The organism is Novosphingobium sp. KN65.2, assembly GCF_001368935.1.
GTDB classification, from domain to species: domain Bacteria; phylum Pseudomonadota; class Alphaproteobacteria; order Sphingomonadales; family Sphingomonadaceae; genus Novosphingobium; species Novosphingobium mathurense.
Genome location: NZ_CCBH010000002.1, coordinates 60,833 through 79,565 on the forward strand (window position 1 = coordinate 60,833; position 18,733 = coordinate 79,565).

Genomic DNA, 18,733 nt, shown 5'->3' on the forward strand with positions numbered 1-18,733 from the left:
TGACAGCGAAATGAATGAGGACAAAAACTGGCTTATTCCTAGCGCCGCGTTGCTGACGCTTCAATACGTTGTCGTCTTTACGATCGGGTATAGCATCAAGTTTGCATACGAACTTGCAGTAGTCGAGTATCTTATACTGGCTGGAGTGACCGTAACCACTATGTTGGTTATACTTCTTCTGTTCCAGCTCTTTCAATTCGCGCGCAGAAATGTGGATTCTCCTATTCGAGATCTCCTGTCGGTGATCCGCGAAAAGTCTTGGTTCCTGTTCTGCTTGTCTGCCGGCATCACCTTTGTGGCATTGCAACTCTGCTCCTTGAGTTGGAGCAAATCGATGATCCCGTATGTCACTGACATGTGGGCGGATCCAATGCTTGCTTCGATCGATCGATCAATATTTTTCGTCGATCCTTGGCGTATAACACACGCGATCTTCGGAGATGCGCCATTCATTGATTATGCCTACATCGTTTGGGCGCCGATAAAGATGAGCACTTTGATGCTCATCTTTCTACTCCCATCATCGCCTGTTCGTTCGCGTTGTATCCTGGCTTATTTCATCACCGTATCTGCTGGATGCGCTGTTCAGTATTTACTCCCTTCAGGTGGGCCGATTTTTTACGAGCGCCTCGGGCATGGTGCAGATTTCACAGATCTTCCATTTCCGCACTTTGCACGGATAGCCAGTGATTATTTATGGGCGAGCTATCGAGGAACAGGCGCCGTCGGTGCGGGAATTTCCGCAATGCCGTCGATGCACGTAGCGGCGACCCTTTGGATTGCCCTTTCGACATTTGCTTTGGACCGCCGCATCGGAATTTTGGCGTTCGGCTACTTCATCATCATCGTCGTTGGCTCTGTCCACACCGGTTGGCATTATGGCGTCGACGCAATCGGAGGAAGTCTGCTGGCTCTAGTCGCCTGGCGCGTGGCTGGCCGAATGCGAGATCTTACTTGGCCTCGCTTTAGAGCCAGAAATGACCCTGCATCTGCAGGCAAGCCTGCCTAGAGCGTGAACGTTTTCAATTCGTCCGCGACCCACGTGATCCCGCTTCGACTATCGAGCGTATCCCATGTGATCCCGTCATTTGAACCTTCGAAGACCCAAGTGTTCGGTCCCCAAGTGCCGTTGTTTGATATTTTCATAGAATAGCTGGTGATCGCTTTCGGTGAGTCGTAGCTACACCCGAAATATGCTGGGTTTATCGTCCCGCTATTGAAGACGATGGATGTTGAATCCGTGTCATCGAAAGCGCGGGAAGGTACGGCAGAAGTTGACCCCGGCTCGGCAAACCCTTTGCCTGCTACGGTGACGTCGACTCCGGAGACCATGAATTGAGCTTCTCGGATTAGTACAGCGCTACCGTTAATCGCGCTCCACCTGATCCGATGAGCCTTATAGCCGCTCGCTCCGGTCAGGTCTTGCGGCCAGACCTGATCGACACCATTCTGCATCATCGGGTCATAGTAACGGAAAGCCTCGGTATAATTTACGCCGTCATCGCTGTACTCGATTGCGCCAGAAATCGGCATGTAGTCCACAAGGCTGTTCGCCTTGAAAGCCACCTCAACGATCGAAACAGGTGACGGAAACTGGTAGCCGATCTGCCATGCTGAATTGGTGGAGCGGCAGTATCCTGTGGCTGTGAAGCCGTTGGATGGTCCACCTGATACATCTGCCCCTGCTCCAGTAGCAAAAGCTGTTCCTCCGGTGCATGCACTCGCACCGCCCGGAGTTTCCCGCATTCGGATGTCGTAGATACAGGTTCGAACCGTCCCAGTCGTATGCATGGCATCAAAAGTGATACGCCAATAAAGGTGACCACTTCCGCCTGCACCACCAGAGCCTACGCTCTCAAGCATGCCCATCATCAAAGTCATGCCGAGAGATCCCCGAACGCCCACCATTCATTGGTGCCGATCTTCTGCAAGGTCGCGCCGGAATATTGTCCGGTGAGTTTGAGGTTTCCGCCGCTGGACCGGATCGTGACGCCGGTGTCGGCAACAAGTGTGGTCTGCCCGGCCCCGTATTGCCCAACATCGATGCGGGTGCCGATCGGGAAGGCGACACTGGCGTTGGCTGGAACGGTGAGATTGTTCGCGCTGGCATTCTCGATGCTGACCAGTTTTCCGGCATCAGTAAGGGCTAGGGTGTAGCTCGCTGCCTGGGGATTGTGGCTGGCGCGCGCCGAAGAGAGATAGTCGACGAAGGTCAGCGCGGTCGTGCCCAGCGTGATGCTGGCATTGGTGGTGCAGGTGAAGATCTTGTCGGCGTTGGTTGTACCCTCAGAGACCGCCACGGTAGCATTCACCAGCTCGGAACCGGTATCGGCGTCCTGGGCGCGGCTAGGCGCCCCAGAGGCATTGACGGTGTAGATGCCGTTCTCAGCCGGAGCGGCCTGGTCCTTGATCAGGATGCGATCCCCGGTGGCGAGGACGACGCCATCAATGGTGTCACCGTTCTCGAAACCTGATGCCAGCGTGCCGGCCGCCACAGTGGCGGCGCGGACCGGCTCCTTCCATGCCGCCGTGGCAAGACCAAGGGTTACGAGATCGCTGATCGCAACCTTGTACTGCGATGCCGGCGTGCCCGGCACCCAGAGGTACATGTAGCCCGTGGCAAGCGAGCCCGCGTCCGCATCGGACAGGAGTGTTAAGTCGGTCATGTCAGATTCCTATGGAGAAGAGCTTGTTGGTGTGGGCGTTATCGCGGGCGCTGCTGATGTAGGCGCCTGTCAATGTGTCACCGCCTGCATCGAAGTCGACGTAGGGGTTGTTGTCCTGAGCATTGGCGCCGCCTTCACCGCCGGACAGCCAGGCATGGGCGAAGGTGGTGTACTCATGGCCATCGCCGTAGGTTTCGAATTCCGCAGATGCGTTGGCCGAAACGGTGAATTCCTTCCAGGTCAACACCAATCCGTTGCCCAACTCGGTCTTGCCGCTGGTGCCGGTTCCGGACCAAATCGGCACCGCTTTCTCGGTGAACAGAATCCGATAAGGGCCGAAGGCAACGCCGCCCGTTGTCACCGTCAGATCGATGTAGCCGCTCGATCCATCTGTGGCCGTAATCTTGCCCTTGTCGGCACTGCCACTGGTGTTGTTGACCGTGGCTGTGATGCCTGAAGTCGTGATCGAGTAGCTGACATCGTCGTCGTCGCGGATGTCGGTTTCACCACGCTTGACCGTTGGGGTCAGAGTGCGGGGATACTCGCCTGACTCGATGGCGCCGTCGGAATCGAGTGCCACGGTCTGAGCCGGTGGCGGAACAACAGTGATGCTGCCTGGCGTCGCGATTGTCGTGTTCGCGTCCTCGATCGCGGCTCGGTAGGTCGACAGAATGGTGTCCCAGTCCTCGCGCGTGATCGAGGTATTCTGCGAGGTATCGTCCCAGGCCGGTGACAAACTGTCGCGCAGTGCAATCCATGCCGAGCGGGCGTCAGTCATTGGAGTGACGTTGAGCCCCATGAGGTTGGCCCGCGCCAGCGCGCCCTGATACTGCGCCTCGAGGCGGGCATTCTCCGGGATAACGATGCGGATCTTTTCATCGATCGTCAGGATGCTGTCGTCATCCACGCTTTGCAGTGACGCAATAATTTCGGTCAGGTTCTTGTCGCGGACACTGACATAGCCGGAACCGAGGAGTGGTTCTGAGCCACAGAAGAGCTGTTCCGAACCGCAATAGAGCTCGAGCCCCTCGAAGCGGTAGGGGTGGTTGTCCTCGCCGTAGTAAATCGACCCGATGACCCAATCCGTTGGCGGATCGGCGGGCCAGCGTTCCGTCGAGATGCCCTCGTCACCGGTGAGGGATGCCCAATAGGCACTTCCGGCCACCGGCGCATTCGCGGCACTGGGGGTGGTGTTGATGTAGATCCAGCGGGTTTCATCAGCGAGATGAACGATGTTGCCTTCGCGGTAGATCGTCGCCGCGTTCCAGAGCCCCATGTCGATTAACGGGGCATAGAAAGTGATCTCGTCGAGGCTGTGGACACGCCAGCACCGGTCAGCACCGAAGACGATGCGCTTGTAAGGCGGCGTCACCGGCTGTTCGGTGGCGGCGCCCACCGGCGGCCATTGACGGCCCTGAACGTCGAGTGTCAGGCCTGCGGTATCAAAGACGACGCGGGTGACGAAGATCTTGCCGAGAAAATCGACCCCGGCGACGGCATTGCAGGGCCGGGCCAAGGCGACGACGAGGTCGTAAAAACTGATCTGTTCCGTCAGATAGAGGTTGATGTTGTAGGGAACATCGGTGTCGAGCGCGGTCAGCGAAGAGGACTGGATCAGACCGCTATCGATGCTCAGGGCATCGGCGACGCGTTCAATGATTTCGCCGGTCTTGCGCCAGAACGTTCCACCATTGCTGTCGCCGTCGACGTCCGCCGTGATCAGTCCATAGGCTGGGGCGCCGAGCCGGATCAGGCCGTAGGCAAGGCTGGTCGCCCAAGCCCCTTCCGGCAGAGATGCGGCAACAAGGGCATCGTAGTCGGCATAATCCCCGGAACTGGCACCGAAGCTGGATCCACGCTCATAAAGCGCAGTGACGTCGTCGATCGGTCCGTAAGCGGAGACCTGGTAGACGTAGTTCGTGGTGTCGATCAGGACCGGTTCGATATTGGCGGCCCGGCCCAGAACCCAAGGCTTCACCCGGCCCTTCAGATCGGCGCCGCCTTCAATCCCGGTTGTGCCCGCATAGGTGGCACCGAGGACATCGACCTTGAACGGTTCGGTATCGACCTCGATCGAGAGTTCGAGCCGGTTCTTGGAGCTTCCAAAGCCGGTGACCTTGCCGTTGAAGACCTGCGTCGCCGTACCTGAGGACCAGATATAGATCACTACCCCGGCACCGGCCCAGACGTAGCGGGCTGCATTAGGATCGGCGACGGCGAGAACATCAAGACGCACCGTTAGGCCGCCTTGGGCGACAGATACATCGCCGGTGAAGTCGCCGTCGAAGAGCCTGATCGAGAACTTCGGCTTCTCGACGATCGCCGGCCACCAGCGCTCGCTGTTATACCCGGCAAGATCGCGGTCGCGCCCGCTTGAGGAGACACGAAGGACCGGCCTCGAACCGTCTGTCGGATCGAGCGGCGTCAGTTCGGCAAGGATATGCATCAGAAGTTGGCGACCTGCTGGGTATTGATGCCGACGAGTGAACCACCCCAGGCACCGCTTGCCAGTGCTTGCAGGAACGATCCGAAGTTGAGGTTCAGGGCATCGAGCTTGCTGCCCAGCGTCTCGGTCTGACTGTCGATCGAGTTCTTCACCGCGCCAGTGGCATCGAAGGGACTGTCGCGGTTTTCGGCGATCGAGACGACGTTCGTCTCGGCATTGATGCGCGACTTCGTCAGGTCCGTGACCTCATTGAGCCGGTCGAAGTATTGCTGTTGTGAACCGTAAAGCTCCCGCTCGATGTCGAGCAGATCCTGCGCCGCCTGTGCATAGTCGTCATAGGCGGTGGAATCGCCGGCGGCGACGCGGTCGGCGAGGGGCTGGTATCGGGCCAGTGCATTGGCCTCGCGGGTGCGCAGCGAGAGACCACTGTCTCCAATGGTGAGGTCGTCGAGGAGCCCCTGTAGCGAGGCGGTGAGGCGCTCCGAGTTCTCCTTGATGATCTCGTCGCGCTTGATCCCGTAGAGCTCTTCGAGTTGGGCCCATTCCTCGGTGCTGGCACCGGCCTGCTTGGCGAGGTCGATCAGCTTCTCGAATTCCTTGTCGAGGTCGTCGAGGGCCGCACCAATCGGGTCCTTATAGGACTTCAATTCGCGGAAGGCGTTCTCCCAATCGAGTGCTTTCTGCAGGGCTGCGTCGAGGTCATCACCGGCCTTGAGCAGGCGCTGCGTCGAGGCGCGAATACCGGCAATGGCACCGCGGTCGATGGCCTGCATGATCGCGTACTTGATCGCAGCCTCGGCATCCTGGTCGAAGTCGACGGCGCCCTTCTTCTTCTTCAGCGAGGTGCCGCCGGTGTTGACGCGATAGTCGCCGTGACGGATGCCGAGCGTGATATTGCCAAAGTCACCGATGCTGCCGCCGAACTGGTCGGCGATGTTCTGCAGTCCGGAGGTGAAGCTGTCGCCCGCAGTGGTTGCCGCTTCCTCGTACTTTCCGGAATTGCTCTGCAGCGTCGACCCGCTCGAATTGAGTAGGACGCGGGCCCATTTCGTCTTCTTGAAGAGGCCGCCGAGCAGGCCACCAGCAATGGCGCCGATGATCTCGCCACCGGGGATCGGGATGAAGGAGCCGATGGCGCCGCCGATTTGGGCACCGCTGTTCGACATCTTGAGGCCGAGCGCGTTGGCGATGCCGGCGACCTGGGTGCCGGTAGCAGCGCCGCCAAGACCTTTGCCCAAGGCACCGGAGAGGCCGCCGCTGGCGCCGCCGAAGATACCGGTCTGGTCAACGATGCCCTTGAGGCCACCAAGAATGCCGCCGGTGGTTCCGCCGACCAGTTTCCCGGCAAGGGCTCCCTGCAGGACGCCGCCGAGCATCTGGCCGAACCTGGTTCCGAAGGCATCGGACAAGGCCTGCTGCAGCGGCGAGACCATGGCCCCGGCCATCTTGTCCGCAAGTTCAACGGCGGAGCGGCTCGAGAGGTCGATCGGCTTCTTTGCCGTGACAACGATATCCTTGCTGCCGACGGCGCCGGGCAGACCGATATCGGCAAAGGCTTGATTGAACGCCGCGCTGGCACCGTTGTCGTTCGCCGCCCCGGAAGCGGCCCCACGGATCGCTGCGGCGCCTTCGGTAAAGGCCTTGGCGAGATCATCGGTTGCCGACGTCGCGACGCTCATCTCATCGGCGAGCTTCTGCGATTCCCGGCCCAGCGGTGACTGGCCGCGAAGTTCGTCCTCAAGTTGCTGGAAGACATCACCGAATAGGCTGTCGAAGAGACGTTTGCCCTGCAGGTCCTTGAACGCCTGCTGCAGGTCCTTGATCATCGTCTTGAAGGAGACGTTGAAACCGCGACCGGAGAGGAGGTCGGTCAGGTCCTTCTTCGCGGTGTCGAGGACATCGAGTTGAGCCTCGAAGAGTGCGCGCTGACGTTCGAGTTCGCGGGTGCGCTGCTTCTCGGCAAGGACGACGTCGCGGACAAATCCGACCTGGTCCTCATTCAGCTTTCCGACGAGGTCTTCCATGCGCCAGACCTCGGTCAAGGCATCGGCTTCGTCCTCGCGTCCCTTGGCCAGCAAGGTCTGGATCTGCAGGCGACGGCCCGATTCCTGCGTCAGTTCCTGGAAGGGACGGACCAGCGCATCCTGCACCGTTTCCTTGGCCGCCTCGGCATCCCTGATCATCTGCTCGAAACCGATTGGTTTCCTCTTTTCCAGATCAGCAATGACGTCGTCGAGCTGGCGCGTCGCCGCGGCGGCCTGATCTACCAGTCTGGGCTGGTCGTCGAAGCGCTCGTTGATGCGGGCAATGGCCTCGGCGGCACGGTCACCGAAGTTGGCAAGCCGTTCCGCCTCGCGGGCAGCTTTGTCGACACCGCTCCGGCCCCCGGTCTTTTTCCGGTCTTTCTTTTCCGCCTCGCGCGCGGCTTCAATCTCGGCATCGCGGGTTTTCTGGATCTGGGTCAGGCGCTTTTCGTAGTCATCCTTGCTGAGATAGTTCCCGCCATTCGTAGCCAACGCCAGGGGATCGCCGGACTTTTCCAGTTCAGCCGACTTTCTCCGTTCGGTGTTGAGTTTGCCAAGAGCATCCTCGTACTTGGTCGTTGCTGCCGCGGCGGCATCCAGAGAGTCCGCGACCTTGCGCTGGGAAAGGGCGATGTCGGCATTGACCGATGCCTCTCGCGCGCTTCCGAGCGCAGAATCGAGGCTCTTGATCTGCTCCCGCAGGGTGCTGATCTGATTGGCGACGAAGGGCTTGGGTAGCAACGAGAATGACGTCGTCTGATTGACGAGATCGTCGAGCTGCCTCTGCTTCTGCGCGATCTGCTGTTCCAGCGTGCTTACCGACTGGTTGGCGATCAGCGCCTGGTTCTGCAGGAAGTCGCCCTGTTCCTTGATCGCCGCTGCGGTAGCGGAAGCGAGCTGCTGCATCGCTGTAGCCGCATCTTCAGCCTTCAACTTCATGACATCGAGGCTGTCGCTGAAATCGTAGGTCTTCGAAGTAGCGTCATCGGCAGCTTCGCCGACGTCGAGCATGTTGTAGATCAACGTGGCCAGCACGCCTGCACCGAGGCCGACAGCCAGACCCCATGGACCGGCAAGGAATGTAGCGAAGCGGCCGATGCGGTCGTAGGTCTTGTTGGCGCTTCCTTCGAGGCCGGTGAGGGCGAACGCAAGTTGCGGAAGCTGCTGGGCGAAGACGACGCTGGCGCGCTGTCCGGAATACAGCGAGATCGCGAGATCCTGCATCTGTTGGCCGGACTGGATCATGGCGACACGCATGGCGCCCTGCGAATTGGTGACCGCCCGGAAGGCTGTGGTGCCCTCGTGAGAGGCATTCGCCACAAGCTGCATCAACTGTGCATGGCGCTGCGCATCGATCGCCCCAGCTTTCAGTGCGTCGTCTAGTAGCCGGGTCTGCGCCGTCATCCGCTGCGTCGCCGCTACGGCGGGATCGAGCTCGGCATTGAGGCGATCGACTGCCAGGGCAAGTTGGGCCTGATCGCGTGCGGCCTGTTCGGCGGAAGCAGCCATCGCTTTTTGCGATGCGGTGACGGCGTCGCCCTTCTGGGAGACGCGGCCCAGAACCTGCTCGAGCGTTGCGCCAGACAGGGCTGCACGGTCCATCGCAGCCTGACCGGCAACAATGGCTTCGGCACCGAAGCGAGTGTTCGTTGGCAGTGCATTTGCCGGGGTTGGGCCTTGTGCAGCCAACGCGGCAGCCTGCGCCCTTGCGGCTTCCTCAGCGGCACGAGCAGCCTGTTGCCAAGCAGTCTTGACCTCATTGCCCTTGTTGGCGACGCGGGCCATGACTTGCTCGAGTGTGGCCCCGGAAAGGGCTGCGCTGTGGATCGCGGCATCACCGTCACGAAGGCGTTGCACCGCATCGCGCAGGTCCGGACCTTTGCCCACACTGAGCTTGTCCAAAGCACCCTGCAGACGTGAATACGTCGTGATCTGGGCCTCGGCTACCTGAAGGGCACGTTCCGCCTCAGCGCGTTGAGCGGAGAGGGCCTGGAGATATTCCTTGGTGCGGATCGAGGTGTCACCGGTCTCCTTGGCGAGACCGCTGGCGACCTGAGAGATCGATGCCAAGGTGTCACGGTACTGCTGCAACTGCACCTTCTGCTGGCGCAGGTCGCCGACACCGAGATCAAGACCGGAGAACTTCGAGGAGATGCGGCCGACGGCAGCGGTGACGAGGCTCTCAGTTTCCTTGAAGGCCGCATTGAAGCGCTTCTTGGTCTGCGCCGCGGCTTGCTCTGCCGCGCTCGAGAACCGGTCGAAGACGCCGTTCTCTTCGTATCGGAGCTGAATATACGCCGGCAGTTGGGTCGGTGAATTTCCGGCCATGTCAGCGACGCTCCTTTGCGAGTTCAGACGAGAAGATCGCGGGCATCTCAGCCCTGACCTGGTTCAGGATTTCGGTGATGTTGACGCGCGCCGATCGAGCGGTGCGCGGGATGCCGATGAAGGCGACGATCATTTCCTTGGCGACCTGTCCCTTGCGGGGCATGCCGGAACGGGTGAGGGACTTTGCCGAACGCTTGCGACCAGAAAGGGCGACGCCGACGTTCTGGACGACGAGGAGGGGATTGCCGTTGATGCTACGGATCTGAACCAGCGGACCGATCTTCTTGTCGAAGCCGTTCTGCCGCCACAGCGCCGGGGTCATCCGGAAGCGCTTCGACACCCGAGGGATATTGTCGGTGGGGATCCAGAGCCAGCGCGACCGGACCGGGGTGATGTTGGCGCCCTCGGTATAGGCCTTGAGGGCGCCAAGGGTGCGTTCGGAACGGGTGCGCGCAAAGAACTGCGCCGATACCGAGAACCTGTCACCGCCGAAGCGCTTGACCTCGGTGTCCGACGAGGAACCGATCGCGTTGCCGAGACGGCCAAGCCCGGCGCCCGCCATCCTTTGCCGGATAGCGGACTTGCCGCGCCGGCTGATCGTCTCGACGGTACGCACACCGGCACGCTCGAAAGTCTGGATGGCATAGCGGCGGTATTCCGCCACCATGCCTCGTGTCGGTCCACGGACGTCGGCGCCAAACATCAGGATTTCCGGTTCGGATCGAAGTCGTAGAGGGCATTGCCGATCGCGGTGAAGGCATCGATGAGGATCACGGGCTGGTCGAGATAGGCGCCGCCATCCGGCCAAACCCTCCCGGCCATGCCCATGTCACAGCGACGATACATCGCGATCAGGTTCCACTCGGCGTCGCCGACGCGCCCGCGCGGGTTCTCTTCGAACGTGCCGACGCCTTCGACGACCCACTCTTTTCGCCCGCGCCAGTCTTCGAAGTATCCGGGGTCGGATCGGATGGCGCAGGCGAGGCGGAGTTTTTTTCCGCGTCCTTGTCGAGGTAGAGGCGCTTCATGCATTCCAGCCCAAGTTCCTGGGCGGGCCGAAGCACCGCATCAGCGGCATGTTCGCGGCCAAGCCGGTCGAGCTTTTCGGCTAGGGCGCGGGCAGAATCGAAGGTGAGATAGCGGCCGCGCTTCTGTACCGGGACATCGACGTTCTCGAAGCGCTCGATGATAACCGAGTTGATGACGTGGCCGAGCATGCGCTGATAGGCGTTATTGTCCGCGGTCATGAGGCGGTAGGGACGCCAGTCCCGGGCGACCTGTTCGAGGATCTCGATCAGCATGTCTTCGCGGTCGAAGACGAAGGCCTCCTGCTCATCGGCAGGTACGTCTTTATTCTCGCGCTCATGGGCGTCGCGGGCATCCCACCAGGACTTGGCGACAGGCTCCCATGCCGCGAAGTCCTCTTCGCTGAAGAGCTTCCTCATGCCCTTGAGGAGTTCGCCGCGCATCGCCTCTTCGGCATGCATGACAGCGCCTTCCTCGTCCATGACGCGGCGCTGCTGTTCCTTTTCGCGGGGGGTGCCCCAACGCAGATAGAACGTCGGGGGATCAGGGAGATGGGCCAGCGAGGCGGGAACGAACGGCTCCGCCTCACCGGCTTCAAGCGGGTAAGTGGTCATGGGGTGGTTGACCTCAGGTTTGGGGTGGATTGTGGCCCGTCAGGGCCGGGGATCAGGCAAAGTACGGGAAATTTACGTTCACGTTGCGTGAAAACACGTCGACCCACATGTCGCCCTGTTCGGTGACGTAGTCCTGGCCGAGCTGCGGCGACTGGTAGTTGAAGCGCGCATCAGGGATGACGAGCTGGACCATGGCGCCGCTGGCATAACCCCACTGTGCGAAGACCGGATGCTGTGCCTGTGCCTCGGCAAGGGCCAGCGTATCGAACTGCGCCTTGAGGTAGGCCTGGCGGTCCATGCTGACCGTGGTCCGGCTTTCGACCAGTTCACCGGGGCCGGAGCCATCGGTGTAGTTCGGGTTCGGCGGGTAGGCGGAGCGCAGGCCGAAGTCGACCGTGACGCTGGAACCGCCGACCGGGTACTTGGAAACGAAGAACTTGCCGTCCTTGAACAGCGGAACGGCACCAAGAGCCGGGATGCTGGGCGTCGCCTGGTCTGCATAGTCATCGATCGTCGCGGTGAAGCTGACCTCGAACATCGGCTGCGAGGCGCTGTCGCGGGTGCTGACCGGGACGTTGAAGCGCAGACCCGAGATGCTGGTATCGACGAGATCGTACCGCAGACCATCGATCCAGAGCGACATCGACAGGAACGGCGCATCCGTCTCGGAAACATCGCGCTGGTAGCTGAGCTGCTTCGGGATCTGGTAGTTCGCAGCCGGAGCGGCGGCCAGTTCCTCGCACAGTTCGGCGGTCTTCGATGAGCCGGTGTAGCCACGGATCGCCGTGATCTTGTCGTAAGCGGTGGCCGCGATGTCGGAGAGCAGGAGCGCCATGCCCTTGTAGACGTCATCGCTGGTGCTGGCCGTGGTGCCGAGAACCGCATTGGTTTCATCGGAACCGACACCGAGCGCTTCGGCTGCGACGGGGATAGCCGCCGTGGTGCGAACCTCGGAGAACTTCGCGGCCTTGAGGAAGCGACCCGGGATATAGGCATCCGCGGCCGGGACATCGGCGCCGCCCGGGGGGCGCATATAGACGTTGAAGGAACCGGTGATCACCTTGCCGGCGAGGTCGTCGCCGTTCTTGTGGATCGAACCGGTGTACTCGTTGTTCGTCGCCGTCACGCCCTGGATGTTGAACTGCAGGTTCGAGATCGCGAGAATGTCGTCGGTGCTGCTGGGCGTGTCGAACGTGCCCTGCGCGCTCTGCATCACGACCGCAAGCGCGGTCTTGTTGGTCTTGCGTGCCATGAAGAGGTCCTTCCTTTCGGCGGTTATTCAGCGGCGCCGGTGTCAGTCACCGGAGCTGCGGGAACGGGTTCGGCGGGCTTGGCCTTGGCCTTGACGGCCGGGCTTTCGCCGCGACCAATGGCTTCGGCCTCGGCCATCGTCTTGCCTGCCGCGAGCGCATCGTGGAGGGCGTTGAAATCGATCGTCGCGGTCGGGAGCCGCGTCGGCTTGGTCTTCGTCATGTCAGATGTCCTCAGCGGTTCAGAAGGTGGCGCCGCCGACGCCTACGATCGTGAAGTGATCGCGGCGCGGGGTGTAGAAGGTGCAGAGGCCCTGCAGAGAGGAGCCGCCGATGCTTTTTCCGTTGTCCATCGGGGGCGCGACGTCGCGTTCGTCGAAGTCCTCAAGCCTGCCGCCCAGCGTCGGGTCCGACCCGATCGCAGCGAGCATGTAGGCGATGACTTCCTGAGCCTTGCGGCCGATGATGCCGACGTTGGCGCTGGATTCGATGTACTCGAAATTGATCAGCAATTCGTGCCGGGTCTGGCCCTGGCTGAAATCGTTCTGGAAACCCCACGCCTCGGTGCTGATGACGATGCAGGGGATTTCCTCGTCGGCGATAGCTTCATCGGGGCTGCGGTCGGTGATGATGCCGATGCCGCTCAAATCGCTATCGGCCTCGAACAGGGCCTTGAAGGCGTCGATGATCTTGCCCTGTGCGGTGTCAGCCATCACTGACGTCCGCGAGTTCGAAGTTCCATTCGGTGCCGGCGCCGTCGCTACGGACATTGATCGGCTTGAAGGTGCGACCCGGTAGCTTCGATAGCGCGATGCGGCAGGCCCCGGTCGGCTTCACCGACACATCGGCCTTGAGCGCCGCTACGGTGATGTTCTGGGCGACAACTTCGGCGATCTCTATTGCTTTCAGGGCGTCGCGGTAATCGACGTGGGCCTTCTTTTCGGAAAAGGAGGCCTCACCGACGGCTTTGTACTGGATCGTCTCGCCAAGCATGTCGGCGCACTTCCGGTCCAGGTCGGCAGTGAGGTCTTCGAGGTTGGGGAGAGCCATTGTCAGGCCGCCGGGGCCTCGTCTTCGTCGGCGTCATCGCCTTCGTCGCCGGTGCTGCCGCCCGATTCCTGAGCCTTGTGCTCATCGATCCGTTTCCGCAGTTCAGCAGCATCCCAGCCGGCAAAGTAGTTCTTGCCGAGGACTTCCTTGTACTCGGCGCGCAAGGCGTCGATGTCATCGCCTTCGCCAGCGGTGCTCCCGCCCGGCTTGCCGTCGCCGTCGTGGTCGAGCTGGGGCAGGTACTCTCCATCGACATCTTCGGCTTGTCCGGCGTCGACTTTCATCTTGCCGAAGGTGTCGCTGACAGTATCGGTCTCGTCGGCATTGATGATGACGGCACGGCGGTCGTGGCCGTCCCAATCGATAATCTGGGTGATTGCCTTGATCTTCATGGGTGGCTCCTTCGCTTTCAGGAACCGTGCGGACACGGCTCGTGAAAGCGGAGGGCGGCACGTGGCCGCCCTCGCGCTCCCGGTGCTCCCGTCAGGGATCAGGTGTTCTTGCCGCGAAGCAGAACTTCGGGGCGGGTGCAGATGTGCAGCGGGTAGGAGAAGATCTCCGGCTGCACCCACTGGTTGCGCTTCTCGTCGCGAACCAGGTTGGAGTAGATCGGCAGGCCCATGGTGTTGACCGTTTCCATGGACTCACCCGGACCGTTGATGCGGCGGTAGAGTCCGGGAACACCGAGCACGACCAGCTTAGCCTGCGTGGACGTGATGGCGACCGTGCTATTGTCGTCGGTGCCCTGGTAGTTGTGCCATTCCATCTCGCCGAACGAGAAGGTCGAGAAGACCGAGCCGACCGAACCGCGCAGGGCCTGCGCCGCTTCCCAATTGGCGTAAGTCGACCGGACGTCGCTGTGAGCGGTGAACTGGTCGTAGAAGGTGTCGCCACAGAGCCAGAGGAACCGGGTGATGCCGGGGACGTAAGAACCCCCAAGGGCACGGATCGCGGTACGCTTTGCCGCCGCAATCTTGTTCTTGAGGGCACCTGCCGTCGGGCTGGCGTTGTCGAGATCAAAGTCGATCTCGGTGGGCTGGGTGATGCCAAACTCGGTGAAGTAGTTGTAGAGCGTCGACCCATCGGCATCGAGCAGGATGCCCTGCAGGGCGCCGAGACGGTGGTATTCCATCGTCAGCGCGTGCTCCGTCAGCAGCTTGTTCTGCTTCTGGGCGATGACGCGGATCACCGATTCCAGTTCGCTCTCGGTGCCGAAGGCGCGCAGGTTCTGTACCTCGCGGGCAAATACCTGGTCACCCTTGGCGATACGCGGGATCGAGAAGTGACGCAGCGAGCGCTTGTCGGTGCTGCCCATCGGCGGCTCGGTGCCGCGCTGGCTGGTGGGGATCAGCTCGAGGGTCATGCCCTTCTGCTCGATCGAGACGACGTCGGTCGTGACGCCTTCGTCGGCGAAGATTCCAAGGTTGCCGAGGAAGGTCGGAACCGTGGGCATCTTCTCGACGGCTTCGGTCATGGCGACGAGGCCGAAGGCATCGTCATTGAAGATATCCATGTGAGCCATGGGTAGAGGTCCTTTTTGCTAGGCTCGCCGTCAGGCGACCTTGATGCCGAGGGTGTCGAGGTCCGCCTTGCCGGCCGTGATCGCGGCGGCGTCATTGGCGGCGTCCCAGGTGAGATCGTTGCCGTTCACGATGGCGGGACCGCGGAACACGATGCGGGCATTGGTGACGTCGCCACCCGACGCATCGACTGCGGCGTAGAGGATGCCGGCGGCGGTTTCGGAGCCATCGCTGGCGGTGTTGTCGTAGGCGACGTACTTGCCGCCGGTGGTGACCTTGCCGACGACGGCGCCCGCGACGAGGTTCTCGCCGCTGGTCAGGGTCACTTCCTTGATGTGGTAGCCGATGCCCATAGCAAGTTCGCCGATGAACTCGCCCTCGTGCATCCCTTCAGTGAGTGCAGCCATTGTTCAGTTCCTTTCGGAGGGGCGCGCCGGTCAGGCGGCCTTGTTCGGGGTCATGCGGGCGATGACGTTGTTCCAAGCCTTCGAAGCGCTCTGCTTCGGCTCGGACTTGCCGTTGCCGTTGGGGTCGACTTTGCTGTTCTCGGTCTTGCCGAGCTCAGCCTTCATTTCCTGGCGACCGGCCTCTTCGGCAGCGGCGCGCTGTTCCTCTTCGGTGAGGGCCGAAGTGCCAGCGGCTTCCTTCGGCGTGCTGGCGAGGACATCGATGATGTCTTCCGCCGTCATGCTGGCCTTTCCGAGCATCTTAGCGGCGATAGCTTCGCGACCGGCGTAATGCTCGGAGGCGAAGACGGCGTTCATGCGATCATTCGCGGACTTGAAGCCGGCTTCACGGCCCTCCGTCCGAGCCGCGTCGAGGGCGGCCTTCTGCTCTTCATCCATGGATTTTTCCTTCTTCCTGGATTTGGGTTCGGGAGGGGTTTCCCGGTCTTCGTCTCCCGGGCAGTCCGGGGTCTGAATGTCTTCGGCGCGCACGTCTTCGGCGCGCTCGCGGAACGCCGCGAGGCGTTTGCTTGTCGTCATGTCTGGTGTCCTGATTTGCCGGTCAGGCGGACCGGGCTTCGGCCTTCAATGCAGCCCAGGCATCGGCTTCCGCCATGATGCCATCCATGAGGCGATACTTAACGAGGTCGTTACCGGTGAAAGCCTCGCCGCGCAGGTCGCGAATGGCTTGCTGCTTGATACCGCGCATGGCGGCAACGAACTCGACGATCTGATTGCTGGCTTCGTCGACGAGACCCGCCAACCACGCCACGGTCTCGGCATCGATCTCCTCACCGGCTTGGCCGCGGGCCTTGCGGTCCGCCCACTCGGAGCGGACAACGATCGGTTTAAGTCCGGCCTCGGCGAAGGCCTTGGACTTGTCGATGACGTTGATGATGGCTGCAATCGAGCCGCCCATCGCTTCGCGGCGGCCATGGATCTTGTCGCAAGCGCTGGCGAGGACGTAGGCGGCGCTGCATGCCCGCTCGTCGATCCAGGCGTAGATCGGTTTGCCACCTTCGGCCTTTGCCATGCTGGCCAGTTCTTCGGCAGCGGCAAAGAGCCCGGCGCATTCACCACCACCGGAATCGAAGGGGACCCAGATGCCGGAAACTTCGGGGTCATTCGACGCCGTCTTGGCGACCTTGATGAACCTGTCGTAGCCGACAAGGCCACTTTCGGCATCGAGCCAGCCTGCACGCTGCACCAAGGTTCCGCGAACCGGAACGACAGCGATGCCATCCTTGACGGCATAGGGCAGGCGCTCTCCGTCACGGTAGAATGATGCCTCGCTCGCCAGTGCTGACGGACGGTCCAGTTCGGCCGACGTGATCTTGTCGGGCTTGGTCCCGAAGATGCGTGACTGCGCGAACTCGCAGAGGACTTCGTTCTTGAACGGTTCAAGGGCGAGCGGCCTGTTGTAGAGCCGTTCAGCCCAGAGCGGGAATGCCGTCACTGTGCGGGCTCCTTCTGAGGCTTCTTTCGCTTGTCTTCCTGTGGGATGCCGTCGCCGTCACGATCGTCCTGCGTCGCACCGGTTCCGCTTTCCTCGGAGTCCGCGGGCGCTGCCTTGACGTTGCGATTGATCTCAGGGAGCCCGCGCCTCGCACGTTCCTTGAGGTACCAGTCCTCTTCGGCCAGGACATCAGAAGGATCGCGCCCGGTTTCGAGGATGGATTCGACCACCGATTTGCGACCCGCGGCTTCGTCGAGATTGTTGGCGTTTGCTTCCTTGAGAGGATCCACCGATCCGCGTCCGGGACCGATCCACTCGCACATGCAGATCGCAGTCTTGTTGCGGTAGAAGTTCGCGGGGCCGCCCGGAATCTTGACGTCTCCATTGGCCACTTCGACCTCAAGCCATGCCGCATAGATCGGGGTCAGGAAGTGCTGGGTGAAGTAGTGGCGGTCTTCGAGGAATGAACGCCAGAGCTCGTTGAGCATCGCGCGGGCGCTGGAATAGTTGATGCCGACCCAATCACCGGACAGTTGTGGTGGCGCCACACCGAGCGAACCAGCCACCTTGCGCAGGATGAAGTTCGCGAAATCAGCATAGTTCGAGTTCGGGTGAGAGGCGTTCGGGGCCTGGACTTCCTCGCCGGGTAGCAGGTGCGTGACCTGGGCGCCTTCGACGTAGACCGGCTGTTTCTCCCGGAGACCGAGGTAGGCATCAATCCATGGATCGACGCCACTTTCGTTGTCACCGGTCGGGGCATTCAGGGCTCCTTCGAGATCATCGGTCGTGCCCGGCGACTTGATGAACAGCGAGAAGATCGCGGCCTTGAGGGCGGCGTTGACTTCGGCGCGATCGGCCCGGTCCAGCATCTTTGCCGGAACCATGACCTCGGCAAGCTTACTGACCCCGCGTTCCTGTTCGACCCGGCGGGGCGAGAAGCAGTACAGGAACTTGGCGCGGCCGGTGGGGCCACGCATCGGGATATAATCCCAGCGTGCGGTCTCGAAACCGGCATTGGGATCGGCCGGATGAGCGGAACGGACATAGGCGCCGAGCGCGGCACCATTCTCGTCATAGGCGAAACCGTTGCGTAGACGCGGCGACTCCATGAGGCCGCGGTCCTGGGGGTGGCTGACCCGCTCCGGTTCGATGAGCAGGACATTCGTTGTGTTGCTGATGCCCCGGGCGTTGTCGCGGATCTCAGCGGCGCAGGCGCCATCCCGGGCATAGGTCAGGTAGGCCAGTTTGGCCTGCGCACCGAAACTGAGACGCTGGCGTGCATCATTGCGATGCTCGATGTCGTTGGCCCAGACCTCGTAACGGGACTGCACCAACGCGGTCCAGCCCATGCGCCAGGCATAGTCGCGGTTCAGCAGTTCATGACGGGGCTGGGCGCTGAGGCGGATACGCGAACCGATGACGGATTCGACGCGGCGATCGAGGCCGGCATTGATCCAGCCATTATCCTCGTCGAGGCTGCGAGCCCGGTTCCGGATCGTATCGGCATCGCCGTAGTTGGTGGTTCCGGCGAAGCGGGTGTTTGGCCGCCAACCCGAGAATTCCGAGATGTCATGACGCGCGGCATCGCGCTTCTGGTTGGTCTGGTTGCCGCCGAAACTGAATGCGGCCCTGAGACTTGCCATCATGCCCACGTCAGTTTCTCCATGCCAGGCCGATCGCTCGGCGGCGGCGGGTCGGTGTCACGCCGGCTTCGATCTGGGCCTGCACCAGTTCGGAGCGGAGAGTGGCGATGTACTCGTTGAGCTCGGCCACTGTCCCGATCCGCATCCGCAGACGGCGGCCATCGCGCCAGACGTCCATGACCGCACCGCTGGTCGCGACCGTATGGCGAGCGGCTTCGGCCTCCGCGATGTAGGTCTCGAGTTCAGTGATGGTGGCCATCGGTG

Annotated in this window: 18 protein-coding genes; 1 reads left to right on the forward strand and 17 read right to left on the reverse strand. The window is 61.6% G+C overall.

The window, feature by feature from the left end:
• The first annotated feature begins 10 nt into the window (after positions 1-10).
• On the forward strand, positions 11-1,009 hold the full coding sequence (locus SPHV1_RS00320; RefSeq protein ID WP_054944159.1) for a phosphatase PAP2 family protein: 999 nt from the start codon (positions 11-13) through the stop codon (positions 1,007-1,009).
• Here the strand turns inward: SPHV1_RS00320 and SPHV1_RS24740 are convergent.
• The 17 genes from SPHV1_RS24740 to gpW form a co-directional block, all read right to left on the reverse strand.
• The gene (locus SPHV1_RS24740; protein WP_156367171.1) at positions 1,006-1,881 is read right to left on the reverse strand and encodes a hypothetical protein; all 876 of its coding nucleotides are present in this window, start codon (positions 1,879-1,881) and stop codon (positions 1,006-1,008) included. The two genes, SPHV1_RS00320 and SPHV1_RS24740, sit on opposite strands and share 4 nt — an antisense overlap.
• Positions 1,878-2,666: a hypothetical protein gene (locus tag SPHV1_RS00330; RefSeq protein WP_054944161.1), complete on the reverse strand. Its 789-nt coding sequence runs from the start codon at positions 2,664-2,666 to the stop codon at positions 1,878-1,880. Before SPHV1_RS00330 ends, SPHV1_RS24740 begins: the two co-directional genes overlap by 4 nt.
• A gap of 1 nt (position 2,667) precedes the next feature.
• Positions 2,668-5,112 carry a hypothetical protein gene (locus tag SPHV1_RS00335; RefSeq protein ID WP_054944162.1) on the reverse strand — a complete coding sequence of 815 codons (2,445 nt, stop codon included), beginning with the start codon at positions 5,110-5,112 and terminating at the stop codon, positions 2,668-2,670.
• Positions 5,112-9,464, reverse strand: a complete 4,353-nt coding sequence (locus tag SPHV1_RS00340) for a hypothetical protein (RefSeq protein ID WP_054944163.1) — start codon at positions 9,462-9,464, stop codon at positions 5,112-5,114. Before SPHV1_RS00340 ends, SPHV1_RS00335 begins: the two co-directional genes overlap by 1 nt.
• 1 nt (position 9,465) lies before the next feature.
• Positions 9,466-10,167, reverse strand: a complete 702-nt coding sequence (locus tag SPHV1_RS00345) for a hypothetical protein (RefSeq protein WP_054944164.1) — start codon at positions 10,165-10,167, stop codon at positions 9,466-9,468.
• Positions 10,168-10,315: 148 nt separating this feature from the next.
• Positions 10,316-11,104, reverse strand: coding sequence for a hypothetical protein (locus SPHV1_RS00350; protein WP_054944165.1), 789 nt, complete (start codon positions 11,102-11,104; stop codon positions 10,316-10,318).
• A gap of 52 nt (positions 11,105-11,156) precedes the next feature.
• On the reverse strand, positions 11,157-12,356 hold the full coding sequence (locus tag SPHV1_RS00355; RefSeq protein ID WP_054944166.1) for a hypothetical protein: 1,200 nt from the start codon (positions 12,354-12,356) through the stop codon (positions 11,157-11,159).
• Between the two features lie 23 nt (positions 12,357-12,379).
• Positions 12,380-12,577 (reverse strand): hypothetical protein, encoded by a 198-nt coding sequence (locus SPHV1_RS00360; RefSeq protein ID WP_054944167.1) that lies wholly within the window; start codon positions 12,575-12,577, stop codon positions 12,380-12,382.
• 19 nt (positions 12,578-12,596) lie between these two features.
• Positions 12,597-13,067 (reverse strand): hypothetical protein, encoded by a 471-nt coding sequence (locus tag SPHV1_RS00365; protein WP_054944168.1) that lies wholly within the window; start codon positions 13,065-13,067, stop codon positions 12,597-12,599.
• Positions 13,060-13,404 carry a hypothetical protein gene (locus SPHV1_RS00370; RefSeq protein WP_054944169.1) on the reverse strand — a complete coding sequence of 115 codons (345 nt, stop codon included), beginning with the start codon at positions 13,402-13,404 and terminating at the stop codon, positions 13,060-13,062. Before SPHV1_RS00370 ends, SPHV1_RS00365 begins: the two co-directional genes overlap by 8 nt.
• Positions 13,405-13,406: 2 nt before the next feature.
• On the reverse strand, positions 13,407-13,796 hold the full coding sequence (locus SPHV1_RS00375; RefSeq protein WP_054944170.1) for a hypothetical protein: 390 nt from the start codon (positions 13,794-13,796) through the stop codon (positions 13,407-13,409).
• 98 nt (positions 13,797-13,894) lie between these two features.
• Positions 13,895-14,926 carry a major capsid protein gene (locus tag SPHV1_RS00380; protein ID WP_082430690.1) on the reverse strand — a complete coding sequence of 344 codons (1,032 nt, stop codon included), beginning with the start codon at positions 14,924-14,926 and terminating at the stop codon, positions 13,895-13,897.
• 30 nt (positions 14,927-14,956) lie between these two features.
• Complete coding sequence (locus SPHV1_RS00385; RefSeq protein WP_082430692.1) at positions 14,957-15,331, reverse strand: head decoration protein; 375 nt, start codon at positions 15,329-15,331, stop codon at positions 14,957-14,959.
• A 30-nt stretch (positions 15,332-15,361) separates the two neighbouring features.
• Positions 15,362-15,910: a hypothetical protein gene (locus tag SPHV1_RS00390; protein WP_054944173.1), complete on the reverse strand. Its 549-nt coding sequence runs from the start codon at positions 15,908-15,910 to the stop codon at positions 15,362-15,364.
• A 22-nt stretch (positions 15,911-15,932) separates the two neighbouring features.
• Positions 15,933-16,826 carry a S49 family peptidase gene (locus tag SPHV1_RS00395; RefSeq protein WP_054944174.1) on the reverse strand — a complete coding sequence of 298 codons (894 nt, stop codon included), beginning with the start codon at positions 16,824-16,826 and terminating at the stop codon, positions 15,933-15,935.
• The gene (locus SPHV1_RS00400) at positions 16,823-18,472 is read right to left on the reverse strand and encodes a phage portal protein (protein WP_197277587.1); all 1,650 of its coding nucleotides are present in this window, start codon (positions 18,470-18,472) and stop codon (positions 16,823-16,825) included. Before SPHV1_RS00400 ends, SPHV1_RS00395 begins: the two co-directional genes overlap by 4 nt.
• A 7-nt stretch (positions 18,473-18,479) precedes the next feature.
• Complete coding sequence (gene gpW, locus SPHV1_RS00405; protein WP_054944176.1) at positions 18,480-18,728, reverse strand: gpW family head-tail joining protein; 249 nt, start codon at positions 18,726-18,728, stop codon at positions 18,480-18,482.
• Between the last annotated feature and the right edge of the window lie 5 nt (positions 18,729-18,733).